At 74.1% G+C, this 17,362-nt stretch carries 9 protein-coding genes; 4 read left to right on the top strand and 5 right to left on the bottom strand.

Annotation, left to right across the window (positions count from 1 at the left end):
* Positions 1 to 9: 9 nt before the first annotated feature.
* Complete coding sequence (locus tag ACFY6U_RS07065; RefSeq protein WP_390035487.1) at positions 10 to 663, top strand: dienelactone hydrolase family protein; 654 nt, start codon at positions 10 to 12, stop codon at positions 661 to 663.
* Here ACFY6U_RS07065 and ACFY6U_RS07060 read toward each other — a convergent pair.
* On the bottom strand, positions 641 to 1,837 hold the full coding sequence (locus tag ACFY6U_RS07060) for an MFS transporter (protein WP_390036532.1): 1,197 nt from the start codon (positions 1,835 to 1,837) through the stop codon (positions 641 to 643). The two genes, ACFY6U_RS07065 and ACFY6U_RS07060, sit on opposite strands and share 23 nt — an antisense overlap.
* Positions 1,838 to 2,151: 314 nt before the next feature.
* Between ACFY6U_RS07060 and ACFY6U_RS07055 the strand changes: the two genes are divergently transcribed.
* Together ACFY6U_RS07055 and ACFY6U_RS07050 are read left to right on the top strand one after the other, a co-directional pair.
* Positions 2,152 to 2,922, top strand: a complete 771-nt coding sequence (locus ACFY6U_RS07055; protein WP_390035486.1) for an alpha/beta hydrolase — start codon at positions 2,152 to 2,154, stop codon at positions 2,920 to 2,922.
* 196 nt (positions 2,923 to 3,118) lie between these two features.
* On the top strand, positions 3,119 to 4,348 hold the full coding sequence (locus ACFY6U_RS07050; protein ID WP_390035485.1) for an alpha/beta hydrolase family protein: 1,230 nt from the start codon (positions 3,119 to 3,121) through the stop codon (positions 4,346 to 4,348).
* 27 nt (positions 4,349 to 4,375) lie between these two features.
* On the opposite strand, the gene ACFY6U_RS07045 is transcribed toward ACFY6U_RS07050, so the two are convergent.
* Both ACFY6U_RS07045 and ACFY6U_RS07040 read right to left on the bottom strand, forming a co-directional pair.
* Positions 4,376 to 5,896, bottom strand: a complete 1,521-nt coding sequence (locus tag ACFY6U_RS07045) for a tryptophan 7-halogenase (RefSeq protein WP_390035484.1) — start codon at positions 5,894 to 5,896, stop codon at positions 4,376 to 4,378.
* Between the two features lie 33 nt (positions 5,897 to 5,929).
* Positions 5,930 to 12,943: an SDR family NAD(P)-dependent oxidoreductase gene (locus ACFY6U_RS07040; RefSeq protein ID WP_390035483.1), complete on the bottom strand. Its 7,014-nt coding sequence runs from the start codon at positions 12,941 to 12,943 to the stop codon at positions 5,930 to 5,932.
* A gap of 316 nt (positions 12,944 to 13,259) precedes the next feature.
* On the opposite strand from ACFY6U_RS07040, the gene ACFY6U_RS07035 reads away from it, so the two are divergent.
* Positions 13,260 to 14,411 carry a glutathione-independent formaldehyde dehydrogenase gene (locus ACFY6U_RS07035; protein ID WP_390035482.1) on the top strand — a complete coding sequence of 384 codons (1,152 nt, stop codon included), beginning with the start codon at positions 13,260 to 13,262 and terminating at the stop codon, positions 14,409 to 14,411.
* A 196-nt stretch (positions 14,412 to 14,607) separates the two neighbouring features.
* Here ACFY6U_RS07035 and ACFY6U_RS07030 read toward each other — a convergent pair whose 3' ends face one another.
* Together ACFY6U_RS07030 and ACFY6U_RS07025 are read right to left on the bottom strand one after the other, a co-directional pair.
* Positions 14,608 to 14,964: an ANTAR domain-containing protein gene (locus ACFY6U_RS07030; RefSeq protein ID WP_390035481.1), complete on the bottom strand. Its 357-nt coding sequence runs from the start codon at positions 14,962 to 14,964 to the stop codon at positions 14,608 to 14,610.
* A gap of 142 nt (positions 14,965 to 15,106) precedes the next feature.
* Positions 15,107 to 17,284: an MMPL family transporter gene (locus ACFY6U_RS07025; protein WP_390035480.1), complete on the bottom strand. Its 2,178-nt coding sequence runs from the start codon at positions 17,282 to 17,284 to the stop codon at positions 15,107 to 15,109.
* Between the last annotated feature and the right edge of the window lie 78 nt (positions 17,285 to 17,362).

Below are 17,362 nucleotides of genomic sequence, written 5' to 3'. Positions count from 1 at the left end.
GGAGGGACCGTGAACGCGGTCATGGAGAGCGTGCGGATACCCGCCGCAGGGGTGTGGCTCGACGCCGACACGGCCGTCCCCGCGGCGGCCAAGGGGATCGTGCTGTTCGCGCACGGCAGCGGCAGCAGCCGGCACAGCCCCCGCAACCGCTTCGTCGCCGGCGAGCTGTACACGGCCGGGATCGGCACCGTGCTCGCCGACCTGCTCACTCGCGAGGAGGAGAGAACCGACGCGGTCACGGCGGCACTGCGCTTCGACATCGGCCTGCTCGCCGCCCGCCTGACCGACCTGGCCGACTGGCTCCGGGAGTACGAGCCCGCCGCGGGCCTGGGATGCGGGCTGTTCGGCGCCAGCACGGGCGCCGCGGCCGCCCTCGTCGCCGCCTCCGGGCGTCCGGACACGGTCCGCGCGGTCGTCAGCCGGGGCGGTCGGCCGGATCTGGCCGCGGACGCGCTGGCGTCGGTCCGCCGGCCGACCCTCCTGATCGTCGGCGAACGGGACCCGGAGGTCCTGCGGCTGAACCAGGCGGCGGCGCGGCAGATCCCGGGCGAGACCCGGCTCGAGGTCGTCCCCGGCGCGACCCACCTGTTCGAGGAGCCCGGCACCCTGGAGCGCGCCGCCCACCTTGCCCGCGACTGGTTCACCCGCCATCTGCCGGTTTGACACCGTCGCGCCGCTCGGCGGGGGACACGCCCCGGCGCGCGGCGGCGACCATGACGATCAGGGCGGCCAGGGTGAGCGCGGCGCCGGTGTACAGGGGCGCCGTGTAGCCGAGGCCGGCGGTGATGGCCAGGCCGCCGAGCCACGCGCCGAGGGCGTTGCCGACGTTGGACGCGGACACGTTGGCGCTCGCGGCCAGCGCCGCGCCCCCTGCGGCATCGGTCACCCGAGTGATCATGCCGGGTACGGCGGCGAACCCGGTCACCCCCATCAGGAACACCAGCACCACCGACGCCGGGGCACTGCCGGCCAGCAGACCGAACACGGCCAGGGTGACAGTCAGTCCGAGCAGCGCGAGAACCAGCGCGCGGTCCCGGTCCCGGTCCGCCGCCCGGCCGCCGACCACGTTCCCGACGACCAGGCCGACGCCGTACACCATCAGCAGCCAGGCGACGTCGGCCGAGGAGAACCCGCCGGCCTCGGTGAAGGTGTAGGCGATGTAGCTGAACGCCCCGAACATCCCGCCGTAGCCGAGCCCGGTGGCGGTGAGGGTGAGCCACACCTGCGCGGACCGGAACGCGCGCAGCTGCTCCCGCAGTCCGCCGCCCGCCGCGTTCCCGGGCACCGCACCCGCTCCGGCGGGGACGAGGGCGACGATGCCGGCCAGCGCGAGCACGCCGATCGCGGTGACGGCCCAGAACGCCGCCCGCCATCCCCAGCGCTCACCCACCAACGCCCCGAACGGCACACCCAGCACGTTCGCGAACGTCAGCCCGGCGAACATGACGGCCACCGCCCGGGACTTCCGCTCCGGAGCGACCAGACCGCGGGCAACGAGCGAGCCGACGCCGAAGAACGAGCCGTGGCACAGGGCGGCGACGATCCGCCCGAGCAGCAGCACGGCGTACGTGGGCGCGGCCGCGGACAGCAGGTTGCCGACGACGAACAACCCCACCAGCCCGACCAGGACCCGCTTGCGGGACAGCCGTGCCGTCGCGGCGGTGAGGACGATCGCGCCGACGGCGACACTCAGCGCGTACCCGGAGACCAGCCGGCCCGCGGCCGCCTCCGACACCGCGAAACCGGATGCCACCTGCGGCAGCAGCCCGGCGATCAGGAACTCGGTCAGCCCGATGCCGAACCCGCCCAACGCCAGCGCGACCAGCCCGCCCGGCATTCGTCCCCGCACCGGCGGGTGCCTGTCCTCGACCGCGGATTCACCCATGCACCGACCCTCGCCGCCGACGGATGCTCCGTCCATGGACAAAGATCGGCGACCCTTGGACGAACGGACGAGGGGCGGGAGAAATCCGGTGGACGCGCGTGCCCCCGATGCGTAGCGTCGGGGGGACCGTGACGCCGGACGAGGAGGTGAGACCCATGAACGCTGTATCCGAGTGGGTGCTCCCTCGCTCCGTCACGGTCGGGCGATTGACGTAGGTGTCGCCGGGAGCGCCTGAACGACAAGGCCGTCCCGAAAGGCAGCACCCCATGGATTCTCTTCAGTTCACCGCCGAGACGTCGTCGAACGGCGTCGTGGAACGCGACTTCACCGTGGCCGGGATCTCCGGCGTGCTCTGGTCGCCCGCATCCGCCCCTGACCGAGCGCCCCTGGTCCTGATGGGTCACGGCGGCGGCACCCACAAGAAGTGGCCGGCGATGCCCGGCCGCGCCCACCGGATCGTGAACGGCTGCGGGTTCCACGTCGCCTGCATCGACGCGCCCGGCCATGGCGACCGGCCGCGCACGGCGCACGACGAGCAGGAGATCGCCGCGCTCTTCCGGGCCCGGGAGGCGGGCGAGCCGGAAGGCCCTGTCGTCGTCCGCTACAACGCCCACCTCGCCGAACGTGCCGTGCCCGACTGGCAGGCGACCCTGGACGCCCTCCAGGAGCTTCCGCAGATCGGCGCCGACGGTCCGGTGGGCTACTACGGCCTCAACATGGCCACCGCGATCGGGGTACCGCTGACGGCGGCCGATCCGAGGATCACCGCCGCCGTCTTCGGCCTCCACTGGCCCGACGCCCTGGCCGCGACGGCACGGCGGATCACCGTCCCGGTCCAGTTCCATCTCCAGTGGGACGACGAACACATCCCGCGCGAGGCCGGTCTCGCACTGTTCGACGCCTTCGCCTCCGAGGAGAAGACCCTGCACGCCAACGCGGGCAGGCACAAGGAACACCCGCGGTTCGAGGCCGACAGCGCGGCGCGCTTCTTCGCCCGCCACCTCACCCGGTCCCTGCCGGTACCGGCCATGAGCTGACGGCCCGTCGGCGCCCGGCAGCCCGCCGGGCGCTCCCGTCTCCCGGTGGCGGGGCCGGGCGTAGGGCTAACCCCCCGGGGTGACAGCAGGCCTGCCGGATGGTGACGGCCCGGCCCGTCCGCGAAGCTGGCAGAAGTCGCCGACCACGCACGGTCCGCACGGTCACGCGCCGTCCGTGCAGCCCAGGAGGCCTGCCTTGCTCACCCGCCGTACCGCCCTGCTGTCGGCCGTCGCCGCCACCGCCCTGTCCGCCGTCTCCGCGCGCACCGCGTCGGCCGCGCCGCGCACGGCAGGGCCGGTGCGGCTGAACCTGCCCGCGCCCGGCGGCCCGTGTCCGGTGGGGACGGTCTCCCTGCGCCTCGTCGACACGGCACGCGCCGATCCCTGGATCACCGCACAGCCGTACCGGGAGCTGATGATCAGCATCCGCTACCCGGCGCGGGGCCTCGGCGGCCACCCCCGGGCACCGCAGATGCTGCCGGGAGAGGCGGCCGGCTTCGCCGCCGTCAACAACCTCGCCGACGTGCCCGCCGACCAGGTCGACTGGGCGGCCACCCCAACCCACGCCCACGAAGCCGCCCCGGCCGACCGGGACCGCGGCCCGTACCCGGTCGTCTGCTACTCACCCGGTACCGGCGACCCGCGCTCCCTCGGCACCACCCTCTGCGACGACCTCGCCTCCCGCGGCTACGTCGTGGTGATGCTCGACCACACCTACGACGCCACGGCCGTGCAGTTCCCCGGCGGCCGCGTCGAGCGCACCGTGCTGCCCGCCGAGTACGACAAGGCCTACCCGGACAAGAAGCGCATCAGGGCGCTCCTGAAGAAGACGATCGACGTACGGGTGGCCGACACCCGCTTCCTGCTCGGCGCGTTGCCGCGAGCGCTGCCCCGCGAGCTGCGCGGCACGCTGGACCTGGACCGCATCGGCATGTTCGGCCACTCGGCAGGAGGCTTCACCGCCCTGCAGACGATGCACGACGACCGGCGCATCGCGGCCGGGGCCAACCTGGACGGCGTGGTCGCCTACGTCCAGGACGACGGCGACTCGGGCCATCTCTCCACCGTCGCCGCCGAGGGCCTCGACCGGCCCTTCCTGCTGGTCGGCAAGGACGGCAACGACCTGAGCACCGTCCCGTCCTGGAACTCCCTGTGGCGGCACAGCCACGGCCCGCGCGAGGGCCTGACCCTGCGCGGCGCCGAACACGCCACGTTCACCGACGAGGAGGCGATGATCCCGCAGATCGCCCGCCGGCTCGGGCTGCCCCGGAAGACGGTCGTGAAGAACATCGGCACCATCGCCCCGGCCCGCGCGATCCCCGTCGAACGGCTCTGCCTCGCCTCCTTCTTCGACCGCCGGCTGCGCGGCCGGGGGGCAGCAGGCCCGTCGGTTCCTGCGCCGGAGGTGCGTCCCTTCGACCGGTGAGCGCCCGTCCGCCCGGGCCTGCCGGTGTCAGGAGGGGAGCCAGGACAGACCGTCCTCGGTGACCCCGAGCCGGCCGGGTCCGGACGGCGACGGGCCCGGGCCGTCCAGCGGGGCGCCGTACAGGGCCTGCTCCTGGAGGTCGTTGCCGGTGCGGAAGGTCTCGGCGACGACCCGGGTGCTCAGCAGCGGGTTCGAGCGGTCGTCGGCGGCAGCCAACCGGCCCACCGCGCCGTCCAGTTCGGCCGCCGAAGCGCTCCACCGCACGCCGAGCCCGCCCGCGGCGGGAATCCCGGTGTCACCCGACGCCACGCCGCCGGCCAGCTCGGCGAAGGCGGCGGCCTCCCCGACGTCCACCCGGGTGATCTTCTTCGCCGACCAGAAGTACGAGTCCTCGTCCCGCTCCATGTCGTAGAACGCGACGAGGAACTCGTAGAACACCCCGTACTCCCGGCGGTAGCGCGCCTCGAACTCGGCGAAGCCGCGCTCCTCCGGCACGGTGCCCTCCAGGGCGGCGTTCACCGCGCGGGCCGCCAGCAGGGCGCCGTAGGTGGCCAGATGGACACCCGACGAGAGCACCGGGTCCACGAAGCAGGCGGCGTCGCCGACCAGCGCCATGCCCGGGGTCCACAGGGACGTCTTCCAGTAGGAGTAGTCCTTGCGCACCCGGACCCGGTCGTACGGCGGCTCCGTCGCGACCGGTACGTCCGTGAGCAGCCGGCCCACCTCGGGACAGGCCTTGATCATGTCCTGCCACGCGGCACGCGGGTCGTTCTGGACGGCCGCGTAGTGCTCCGGCGAGATGACGGCACCGACGCTGGTCAGGTCGTCGCGCAGCGGGATGTACCAGAGCCAGCCGGCGTCGAACGCGGCACAGAAGATGTTGCCGTCGTTCGGCGCCGGCAGGCGCCGGCCGCCCGCGTAGTAGCCGAACACGGCGAGGTTGCGGAAGAAGTCCGAGTACACCCGTGCCCCGCCCACCCGGCCGTGGATCCGGCTGGTGTTGCCGGACGCGTCGATGACGAAGCGGGCGTGCGCGGTGCGCGGGGTGCCGTCCCGGTCGGCGTACTCGACACCCCGCACCCGCTCGCCCACGGTGAGCGCCCGGCGTACCGGACTGCCCTCCCGTACCTCGGCGCCGGCGCGTTCGGCGTTGCGCAGCAGGATCTCGTCGAACCGGGAGCGCTCCACCTGGAAGGCGGTCGCGGTCGGCTCCGGCAGTCGCGGTGTCGTCGCGAAGGAGAACTGCCAGGGCTCCGGATCCCGGCCCCAGCGCAGCGTCCCGCCACGCTTGAGGGTGAACCCGGCCGCCGCGACCTCGTCGGCGACACCGAGGAGGCGGCACAGACCGTGGACGGTGGCGGGCAGCAGCGACTCGCCGATCTGGTAGCGGGGGAAGGTCTCCCGCTCCAGTACGAGCACCCGGTGCCCGCGCCGGGCCACGGCCGTCGCCGCGGTCGACCCGGCCGGCCCGCCGCCGACGACGATCAGGTCGTACTCCCCGCACCCCCCGTACTCGTCGTCCTCGCGCCTCTCGTCTCGCGACGTCATCAGGCAACTCCTCTTCGGAACGGACCGGCATGGTCACTGGGACGGGCGGGCACGGCGGGCCGCCGTCGCGGCGGCCTCCGTTCCCGGCAGGGCGTCCGCGTCGAGCAGCACCCCGTGGACGTGGGCCGTCAGCTCGGGCAGCGTCGGGTACTCCAGCACGACGGTGGGTGACAGGCGGATCCGGATGAACGCGCTGAGCCGGTTGCGGACCTGCACGGCGGACAGGGAGTCGAAGCCCAGCTCGTCGAAGGAACGTTCTACGGGGAGGGCGGACGGGTCCGTGAAGCCCAGGACCGCCGCGATCTCCGCGCGGATCAATTCGGCCAGCAGGGGCTCGCGTCGGGGCGGCGCGACGGCGGCGAGCCGCTCCCGCCAGGCACCGGGCGTCCGTGCCGCGCCGTCCGGGGGTGCCGCGTCGGCCGCGGCCGGGCCGCGCGGCACCAGGTCGGCGAGGACGGGTGGCGCGCCCGGTCCCGCCGCGGCCCGCAGGTCCAGCGGTACCGGCACCAAGACCGGTTCCGGGGTACGCAGCGCGGCATCGAGGAGGGCGACGCCCTCCCGCTCGTCGACGGGCAGCACACCGCCCTCCCGCAGCCGGTCCGGCGCCACCCGGCCCGCCATGCCCCGCGCGCCGTCCGTGGTCCACGGCCCCCAGGCCAGCGACTGCGCGGGCAGGCCGCGGGCCACCCGGTACCGGGCGAGCGCGTCGAGGAACCCGTTCGCGGCGGCGTAGTTCGACTGCCCCGGCCTGCCCAGCACGCCCGCGGCCGAGGAGTAGAGCACGAAGGCGGCCAGGCCGAGGCCCTTCGTCGCCTCGTGCAGATGCCAGGCACCGTCCGCCTTCGGCGCGAGCACGGTCGCGAGCCGCTCGGGCGTCATCGCGTCGGTCACGCCGTCGTCCACCACCCCGGCCAGGTGGAAGACCGCGGTGAGCGGCGGCCGGCAGGACGCGACCAGCGCCTCCACCGACGCCCGGTCGCTCACGTCGCACGCCACCACGCGTACGTCGGCGGCGAGTCCGCCCGCCCAGTCCGGGACCTTCCCGCCGCGGCCGGCCAGCAGCAGATGCCGGACCCCGCGGTCGGCGACCAGGTAGCGGGCCAGACTCGCCCCGAGCGCGCCGGTGCCGCCGGTGACGAGCACGGTCCCTTCGGGATCCAGGCGGGCGGCCCCGGCGGCCGGCGGATCGGCGAGGGTCAGCCGGGGCGCCAGGGCGGCACCGTCGCGCAGGGCGAGTTCCGGCTCGCCGGTGCGCAGTGCCGCCGCCAGGGCCGTGGGCGTGGCCGCGGCGCCCTGCCGGTCGATCAGTACGATCCGGCCGGGATGCTCCGACCCGGCGCTGCGGACGAGCCCGGCGACGGCGGCCTCGGCCAGGTCGGGGGCGTCTCCGGTGGCGTTCCCGGTGAGCACCAGCAGCCTGCCCGGCCGTGCGCCGGCGGTCCAGCCCCGCACCCGCTCCAGCACGGCGTCGAGCAGCCCGCGCAACCGGTCGGGCTGGGCAGCGTCCGGGGGCAGGGCGGCGGCCAGTTCCGCCACGTCGAGCAACTCGTGCTCCGGGCTCGCGGTGCCGACCGGGGGCACCGGCCGCCAGGCGAGACGGTAGATCTCGGCCGGCGGTCGCGCGGTCGCCGGAAGCGCCCGGGTGACCACGGACTCCACGGTGGCCAACGGCAGTCCGGCCGCGTCGGTGAGGGTGACCTGGAACTCGTCCGGGCCCAGCCGCCGTACGGCCGCGCGCGCCGCGGCGGCACCGGTCGCGTACACCGTCACCCCGGAACAGGTGACCGGCGCCCTCGGCTCACCCGGCTCCTCGGCCAGCAGCGCGGCGTGCAGCGCTGCGTCGAACAGGGCCGGGTGCAGGGTGTACGACCGCGCGGCCGCCGCTTCCCCGGGCGGCAGCGCCAGTTCGGCGAAGGTCTCGCCGTCGCGGTGCCACAGCGCGGTCACCGCACGGAAGGCGGGGCCGTACCGGTGGCCGTGTCCGGCGAGGCGCTCGTAGCCGACGCCGATCCGTTCGGCGCCCACCGGTGGCCAGGCGCCGGTGGCGTCCCCGGCCGGTGCCTCGGCCGGGGCGGTCGTCGCGGTGGCGTGCCGGGTCCAGGGGCCCGGCGTGTCGGCCGCCCGGCCCCAGACGGTGACCGGCCGCCCGCCCGCCCCGTCCGGGGCCCCGGCCACCACCTGCACCTGCGCCCCCGGAGCGAGGACGAGCGGGGCGTGGAGGGCCAGCTCGGCCAGCCGGACCGGCCCGGCGGAGCCGTCGGCCCGGGCCGCCAGCTCGGCGAAGACGGTCGCGGGCACCACCACCCGGCCGCCGATCACGTGGTCGGCCAGCCAGGGATGGCGGTCCAGGGACAGTACGGAGGTGTGCCGGGTCGCGGGCCCATCGGCATCGGGCACCGGCTCGCCGAGGAGGGGATGGCCGGAACCGCTCCCGTGCCGGGCGGCGTCCAGCCAGTAGCGCTGCCGCCGGAAGGGATGGGTGGGCAGCGGACGCCGCCGGGCACCGGAGCCGGCGTACACCGACCGCCAGTCCACCCCGGCCCCGTGCACATGCAGCGCGGCCAGCGCCTCGACCGTCGTCCGGGCGTCACCGCACGACGCGAACACGGCACCCCCGTCAGGCCCGACGCACTCCTCGGCCGCCGCGCCGAGCGCGGCGGACGGCCCGGCCTCGACGAAGGCCGTGACGCCGTCGTCGGCGAGCACGCCCACCGCGTCGGCGAACCGGACCGTCTCCCGTGCCTGCCGCACCCAGTGCCCGGCGGTCGCGAGCGCATCCGTCTCCGCGCGTCCGGTGAGCGTGGACACGACCGGCACGGACGGCCGCCGGTAGGTCACCGACTCGGCGACCGCACGGTATTCGGCCAGCACCGGGTCCAGCAGCGGCGAGTGGAAGGCGTGGCTGACCCGCAGCCGGCGCTGCGGCCGTCCGACGGCGGCGGCCAGCGCCGTCACCGCGTCCTCGGGCCCCGAGAGCACGACCGACTCCGGCCCGTTGACCGCCGCGACCGAGACGGCCCGGCCGGGCACCCCGTCGAGCAGCGGTGTGACCTCGGCCAGCGGCGCCCGGACCGCGATCATCGCGCCGCCGGCGGGCAGGGCCGCCATCAGCCGGCCCCGCGCGGCGACCAGCCGTACCGCGTCGGGACGGGAGAACACCCCGGCGACATGCGCGGCGGCCAGTTCGCCGACCGAGTGCCCGACCAGCCGGTCCGGCCGTACACCGAAGCCGTCGAGGAGGGTGTGCAGGGCCACCGCGTAGGCGAACAGCGCGGGTTGGGCGTAGTCGGTACGGTCCAGCAGGCCCGGGTCGTCGACCGCCGCCAGCAGGGGGCGGTCCAGCCACGGGGTGAACTCCTCGCACAGACCGGTGAACGCCGCGTCGAAGGCGGGGAAGACCGTCCGCAGGTCGCGGCCCATCCCGGCACGCTGGGCTCCCTGGCCGGGGAAGAGGAGGGCCACCTTCGGGCGGGGGCGTGCGGTGCCCCGCAGCAGTGCCGGACCGTCGGCGCCGGCCGCCAGGTCACGCAACCCGCTGAGCAGCCCTTCGGCGTCCGGGGCCAGGACGGCCGCCCGGTGCGTCAGCGGCGCCCGGGTCGTGGCCAGCGAGAACGCGACGTCCAAGGCGGCCGCGTCCTCCCGTACGTCGGCCAGTTCGGCCGCCAGCCTCGCGGCATGCGCGCGCAGCCCGGCCTCGTCACGCCCGCCGACCAGCCAGGGCATGACCGGGAGCCGACTGGGCGGCGACGCGGTGGGAGCCTCGCCGACAGACGCCGTCCCGGCCTCCGCATCGGCCTCCGCCGGCTCCTCGATGATCACGTGGGCGTTGGTGCCGCCGATACCGAACGAGGAGACCGCCGCCCGGCGCGGACGGTCGCGGCGCGGCCACGGGCGGGGCCGGTCGAGCAGCCGTACCGCACCGCCGGACCAGTCGACGTGCGGCGAGGGCTGCTCCGCGTACAGCGAGGCGGGCAGTTCGGCGTGGCGCATCGCCTCGATCATCTTGATCAGGCCCGCCACCCCCGACGCCGCCTGGGTGTGCCCCAGGTTCGACTTCACCGAGCCCAGCCAGACCGGGTCGGCGGGGCCACGGCGCCGTCCGTAGGTCGCGAGCAGGGCGCCGGCCTCGATCGGGTCGCCGAGCGCGGTGCCCGTGCCGTGCCCCTCGACCGCGTCGACGTCGGATGCATCCAGCCCCGCGTCGGCCAGCGCCCGCCGGATCAGGTCCCGCTGTGCCGCGCCGTTGGGGGCGGTCAGACCGTTCGACGCGCCGTCCGAGTTGACGGCGGAACCGCGCAGCACCGCCAGCACCGGATGGCCGTTGCGGCGGGCGTCCGACAGTCGTTCCAGCAGCACCAGCCCGACGCCCTCGGCCCAGGCGGTGCCGTCCGCGCCCGCGGCGAACGACCGGCAGCGCCCGTGCGGCGACAGCCCGCGCAGCCGGCTGAACACGACGAACGGCTGCGGATTCGACAGCACCGTCACCCCGCCAGCCAGCGCCAGCGCACACTCCCCGGCGCGCAGCGACCGGGCCGCCAGGTCCAGCGCCACCAGCGAGGACGAACACGCCGTGTCCAGGGTCAGCGCCGGGCCGCGCAGCCCCAGGGTGTAGGCGATCCGGCCGGACGCCACGCTCGGCGACGAGCCGATGCCGAGCTGGGCCTCCAGCTCGCTGGGCGCCGCTCCGCGGCCGTACCCCCCGGCGTGCATCAGGCCGACGAACACGCCGGTGTCGGTGCCGCGCAGCTCCGGCGCCGGGACACCGGCCCGTTCGAAGGTCTCCCAGGCGACCTCCAGCAGCAGCCGCTGCTGGGGATCGGTGGCCAGCGCCTCGCGGGGCGACATGCCGAAGAACAGCGGGTCGAAGTCGGCGATCGAGTCGAGGAACCCGCCGCGGCGCGTGTACGTCGTCCCGGGCCGGTCGGGGTCGGGATGGTGCAGCGACGCCAGGTCCCAGCCCCGGTCGGCCGGGAACTCGCGGGTGGCGTCGCGCCCTTCGGCCACCAGCCGCCAGAGGTCCTCGGGGGAGCTCACTCCGCCGGGGAAGCGGCAGCCGGCCGCCACGATCGCCACGGCCTCAGCGTCGGTCCCGGCCCCGGTTTCAGCGTCGGTCTCGGCCAAGGCCTGGGCTCCGGCCTCCGGAGCACCCCGTGGCGCGGTGCTGGCCGTCGCGTTCCGCGCGGTGCGGGTTGTGCCGTCGCGCGCGGTGTCGGCCGTCGCGTTCCGCGCGGTGCGGGCCGTCTCGTCGCGCGCGGTGTCGGCCGTGCCGTCCGGTGCGGCCCCCGCCGTCCCGTGCAGCAGCGCGTCCAGGTGGGCGGCGACCGCGGCCGGGTTCGGGTGGTCCCACACCAGCGTCGCCGGCAGCCGCAGCCCGGTGCGGGTGCCGAGCCGGTGCCACAGGTTCATGGCGTCCATCGACGTCAGGCCGAGATCGGCGAACGCCGCGCCCGGATCGGCGGCGCCGCCCCGGACCGCCGCCGTCTCCGCGCACACCAGGTCGGTCAGCGCGGTCCGCCGCTCACCGGGCGTGCGCCCGGCCAGTTCGTCGAGTCCCGGATCGGCCGGGCGGTCGGCGAGCGCCCGCCGCAGCAGGGCCCGGCGCGGCTTGCCGCCGGAGGTGCGCGGTACCGCCGGGATCGGCAGCACCTCCTCGGGCACCTTGTGCGCCGAGAGCACCGCGGCACAGGCACGCAGCAACGGCGCCGGATCGAGGCCCGGGCGGTCCGGCACCACGAACGCCACCGGAACCTCACCGAGCAGGGGATGGGCCCGCCCGACCACGGCCGCGTCCCGCACGCCGGGCAGCCCGCACAGCACCCGCTCCACCTCGGCCGGGTCGACGTTCTCGCCGCCGCGCACGATACGGTCGCCCGCCCGGCCGGTGACGGTCAGAAAACCGCGCCCGTCCAGCCGGCCCAGGTCACCGGTGCGGTACCAGCCGTCGCGCAGGGCGGCGGCGGTCTCCTCGGGCCGGTCGTGGTAGCCGAGCATGACGCCTGGGCCGCGGACCCAGATCTCGCCGTCCTCGCCGGCCCCCTCCGCCGGGACGATCCGTACCTCCATGCCGGGCAGCGGCAGCCCGCTGCTGCCGCGCACCCGTGGCCCGGCGGGCGACTCCACGGCGATCTTGCCGCAGGTCTCGGTACTGCCGTAGCCGTCCAGCAGCGGGGCACCGAACCGTGCTTCGGCCTCCTCCCGCAGCTCCGGGTCGCTGGGCGCGCCGGCCGTGACGCACAGCCGCAGCGAGGGCACGGCCCCCAGACCGGCGTCCAGCAACCGCCGGTAGGTGAGGGGGACCCCGGCCAGGACGGTCGGTGCGTACTCCTCGACCAGCCGGACCAGGGCGGCCGGTTCCGGGGTCGCGGTGATCCGGGCGCTCGCCCCGGCCATGGTGGTGCCGAGGACGCAGAGCGAGTGGGCGTAGGTGTGCGAGAGGGGCAGCGGCCACAGGACGCGGTCCGCCGCCGACAGCCCGAGCCGCGGCAGATAGCAGGCCGCCGAGGACCACAGTGCCGACCGCTGGCTGGAGACCGCGGCCCTGCCGGTACCGGAGGTCCCGGACGTGTAGAGCAGCCAGGCCGGCTCGTCCAGACCGAGGTCGTCGGCGGGAGCGGACGACGGCCGGGCGGCCAGCGCCTCCCATGCGGCCACCCCGTCGGGCACCGGTCCCTCGCCGGTGACCAGCAGCCGGACGGGCTGTCCGGCCGTCAGCCGCGTGATCCGTGGCAGATTGTGCCGGTCGGTGACCAGCACGCCCGGACCGCAGTCGGCCAGCAGTTCGGCGAGTTCGGCGTCGGTGGCACGGGAGCTCAGCGGCACCCCGACGGCACCGGCCCGCACCGTGGCGAGCAGCCCCTCGACCAGCTCCACGCCGTCGCCCAGGCAGAAGGCCACCCGGGCCGTGCGGCCCACCTCCAGCCCGGCCGCCAACCGACCGGTTCTGCGCTCCAGCTCGGCCCAGCCCACCGCCCGCCGGTCATCGGCGAAGGCGACCTTCCCGCCGTAGCGCACGGAGTTCTCGACGAGCAACTCCGCAACGGGCCGCACGGCAAACGTCCGCTCCACTCCCACCAGGCCCCCTCGGTGCAACAACCTTGCCCACCATCCCTGTTGGCGACCCTACGGACGGCCGCACCGCAGACGTACGCGGCTCGCTGGGCCGGGCGCTTTCCCAGTAGGAGGGCGCTGCCGGGGCCGGGGTTGCAGCGCCCGCGCGACCGGCGTTTTCTGGAAGTACCCGATGGTGAAGCAAGAGCGCCCAGGGTTGTGGCACGGACCGGGGGCTCTGTCCCGGCTGTTTCCCATGGCCAGGCCTCGGTCCGTGGTCCGCCGTAGCCCGGTGTTCGACGCGGAGGTGAGCCTGGTGAAAGCAGTTGTCTACGAGAAGCCCTTCAGTGTCACGATCAGGGACGTCGACGATCCGCAGATACAGCACCCCAACGACGTGCTGGTACGGGTCACGTCGACGGCCATCTGCGGGTCGGACCTGCACATGTACGAGGGGCGTACGGCCGCCGAGGCGGGCATCGTCTTCGGTCACGAGAACCTCGGCATCGTCGAGGAGACCGGCCCCGGCGTGACCTCGTTGTCCGAGGGCGACCGTGTGGTCATGCCCTTCAACGTCGCCTGCGGTTTCTGCAAGAACTGCCTGGCCGGCAAGACCGGCTTCTGCCTCACGGTGAATCCGGGCTTCGCCGGCGGAGCCTACGGCTATGTGGCCATGGGCCCCTACAAGGGCGGCCAGGCGGAGCTGCTGCGGGTACCGTTCGCCGACTTCAACTGCCTGAAGCTGCCGCCGGGCAACGAGTTCGAGACCGACTTCGTGCTGCTCGCGGACATCTTCCCGACCGGCTATCACGGCTGTGAGCTGGCCCGGGTGTCCCCGGGTGAGAGCGTCGCCGTCTTCGGAGCCGGCCCGGTCGGGCTGATGGCCGCGTACTCCGCGCTGCTGCGGGGTGCGGCCAAGGTGTTCTCGGTCGACCGCGTGCCCGAGCGGCTCGCCAAGGCCGAGCAGATCGGAGCGATACCGATCGACTTCACCAAGGGCGACCCGGCGGAACAGATCAAGGAACAGACCCGGGGCGAGGGTACGGACAAGGGCGTCGACGCCGTCGGCTACCAGGCCCAGGCGCACGACGCGAGCCACGAGGAACCCGCCGTCGTCCTGAACTCCCTCGTCGAGACGGTACGGCCGACCGGCATGCTCGGCGTACCGGGCCTGTACGTCCCGTCCGACCCGGGCGGTCCCGACGAGCACGCGAAGCACGGCCAGCTCCTGGTGTCCATCGGCAGGATGTTCGAGAAGGGGCAGCAGATGGGCACCGGCCAGTGCAACGTCAAGCAGTACAACCGGCAGTTGCGTGACCTGATCATCGCGGGGCGGGCCAAGCCCAGCTTCGTGGTCTCCCACGAACTGCCGCTCGAGGACGCACCGGGCGCCTACGAGAAGTTCGACCAGCGGATCGAGGGCTACACCAAGGTCGTTTTGCACCCCGGGCACGCTCTCGCGGCGTAGCAGCGGCGACGGCACGCGCGGCGGCACAGCGCGGCGCCACAAGCGCGGCGGGCCGGTCACGGCAGGCGGGAGCCGTCCCCTCCTGCCCCGGCTCACCCCGGCCTGAGCCGGGGTGAGGGCGGTGATCCACTCGGCGGGCCGGGGAGCACTCTCCCGGTCCGCCCGAACAGTGACGCGAACCTCGCGTGCTGCCGAGTCAGGGGGCCCGCACGGCGTCCCCGCAGGCCAGGTAACGGTCGATCGATCGCCGCAGCTCGGCCGGGTCGAAGTCCGGGACGGGCTCGCCCTGCGCGTGCCTCAGGACGAGCCCGGCGAGGGTGCGCAGCTTGGTGTTGGTGCGCTGGGACATGTCCCGCAAGACCCTCCAGGCCTCCTCCGGAGGGATCCGGCCGTAGGCGACGACGGCACCGATGGCCTGGTCGATGACGGCATGGGAGGTGACGGCCTGCTGCAGCTGGGCGGTCTCGGCCGCGAGCCGTTCGTGCTCGGCGGCCAGCTCGGTGGCCGACAGCAGCCGCAGCGGCTCCGTGCGGGAGATCGCGAAGAACGCCATGAATCGCCTCGTCTGGGTGGGAACCGGGGTCAGCCCTACAGCTTCCCCCGGAGCCCACCCGTACGCGACCCGAATCGCGCCGCCAAGGCTCCGCGCCCCTGACGGGGCGCTGCCGAACCGGAGCGGACTTCGCCGGACCCGCTCAGCCGCGGCGCCCCGCCGGAGCGTTCCGGTCCTCGCCGGTCGCCGGCGTGGCATCGCCGTCTGCCTGACCCGGGACCGCCGCCGGTTCCGCCCGGTCGGCGTGGCCCGGCCACCAGGCGGCGTGGCCGATCAGCGCCGTGAGGCTCGGGGTGAAGAACATCGCCATGACGAAGGCGGCCACCGCGATGCCGAAGGAGACCGCGAAACCCATCTCCGTGAGCAGCGCGTTGCCCGCCAGCATCATCGTGGCGAAGGTCGCCGCCAGGATGAAGCCCGCCGCGGCCACCGTCGGCCCGGCGTACCGCAGGGCCATGCCGGCCGCCTCGCGCGGCTCCCGGCCCTCGCGGGCCTCCTCACGGAGCCGGGCGATCATGAGGATGTTGTAGTCCGTGCCGATGGCGACCACGAAGAGATACATGATCACCGGGAGCATGAACATCAGACCCGGCTTGTTCTGCGCCTCCTGGAAGATCCAGACCGTGGCGCCGAGCGTCGCGCCGAAGCCGAGCCCGACCGAGGCGATCAGGTACCAGGGGGCGACCACACTGCGCAGCAGCAGCCCCAGGATCACCATGATCAGCAGAGCGGCGACGGGGAACACCGTCCGGTAGTCGTGGTTGACCGCGGAGTCGATGTCCTTGTAGATCGAGGACATGCCGCCGACGAGCGCCTCGGTCCCCTCGGGAGCATCGGCGTGCGCGACGTCCCGCACCCGGCCCACGGCCTCTATGGCCTTGTCCGTGGACGCCTCGTACTTGAGGGTGACGGTGAAGTCCGCCGTGGTACCGGCCTTGTTCACCTGGGCCATCCGGGCGCTCGCGACACCGTCCACGGCCCCCAGCTTCCGCGCGTACGCGTCGAAGGAGGACGCGTCCAGCGGCTTGCCGTCGGTGCTGGAGAGGTAGACGTCGGTGGGTGCGGCGGCACCGGCCGAGTACGCCTTCTGCATCTGGTCCTGGACGACCATGGACTCCTTGGTCTTGGGCATCGAGCCCGAGGCCAGGTCGAACGTGGCGTGGTAGCCCAGCGTGCCCAGCGACAGCACGACCAGGACCAGGCCGGAGACCGCCGCGGTCAGCCCCGGACGGCGCTGAACACCACGGCCCAGGGCCGCGAAACGGGCGTTCGCCGGCTCCTGCTGCCAGGACTTGGACGGCCAGAACACCTTCGGGCCGATGAGCGAGACCACGGCCGGGATCAGCGTCAGCCCCGCGATCAGGGTGACGGAGACCGCGATGGCCAGCGCCGGACCCATCTGCTTCAGGAAGCCCAGCGTGGAGAGCACCAGTGCGAGGAAGGCGATGATGACCGCACCGGCCGCGGAGGCGATCGCCTCACCGACCCGGCCGACCGCGTTGATCATGGCCTCCTTGGGTTCGTCGCCCGCGCGCAGGCGTTCGCGGTACCGGAACATCAGGAACAGGAAGTAGTCCGTGCCCACGCCGAACAGCACGACGATCAGGATCGACGACACGGAACTGTTGGCCTGCAGGTCGAACAGCTTGGTGGCGTACGCGATCAGCCCGTTGGCGATGGCGGACACCACGCCGATCACCACCAGGGGCAGGAACGCCAGGATCGGCGCCCGGAAGATGATCAGCAGGGTCACCAGGATGATCACGAAGGTGCCGATGCCGATCAGCGCCTGACCGCGCTTGGACGAGTCCTGCTGGTCGAGGGCCTGCGCGGCCGAACCGCCCAGCTTGACCTCCAGGTGCGTACCCTTGGCCAGTTGCTTGACGTCGTCGCGCAACACCTTGGCCGCGTCCGCCTGTACGGGCTGGCCGGCCTTCTTGCTGTCCATCTGCACCAGGATCAGGTCGTACCTGCCGTCCTTCGACGGCTGGCCGGGGACGACCTTCTGGACCTGGTCGATGTGCTTGCCGCCCAGCTCGGTGGCGAACCGGGCGACGTCCTTCTTGTCGTCGGCGGTGAGCTTGCCGCCGTCGGTGCGCTGGTACAGCGCGATCGCGGAGGGGGTGAAGGCGCTGGGGAACGCCGTCGCCTGGAGATCGGCCGCTTTGATGGACTCGTAACTCTTGGGCAGGAAGCTGCTCTCGTCGCTGTTCGAGGGCAGGCTCGGGGCGGTGGCGACGATCGCAACCGCCGCGATCAGCCATGCCACGATCGTCCAGACTGGATGTCGGACGACGGCACTGCCAATTCGTCGGAACATGCGGAAGGTCCTCCTGGGTAGGAAGATCACCGCAGCCCGGGGAGCGGACCCTGGCATCGGCGACCCCGACCGGCCCGC

The organism is Streptomyces sp. NPDC013157 (genome assembly GCF_042899865.1).
In the GTDB taxonomy this organism is placed as follows: Bacteria; Actinomycetota; Actinomycetes; order Streptomycetales; family Streptomycetaceae; genus Streptomyces.
This window is presented reverse-complemented; position numbering and strand designations above follow the sequence as displayed.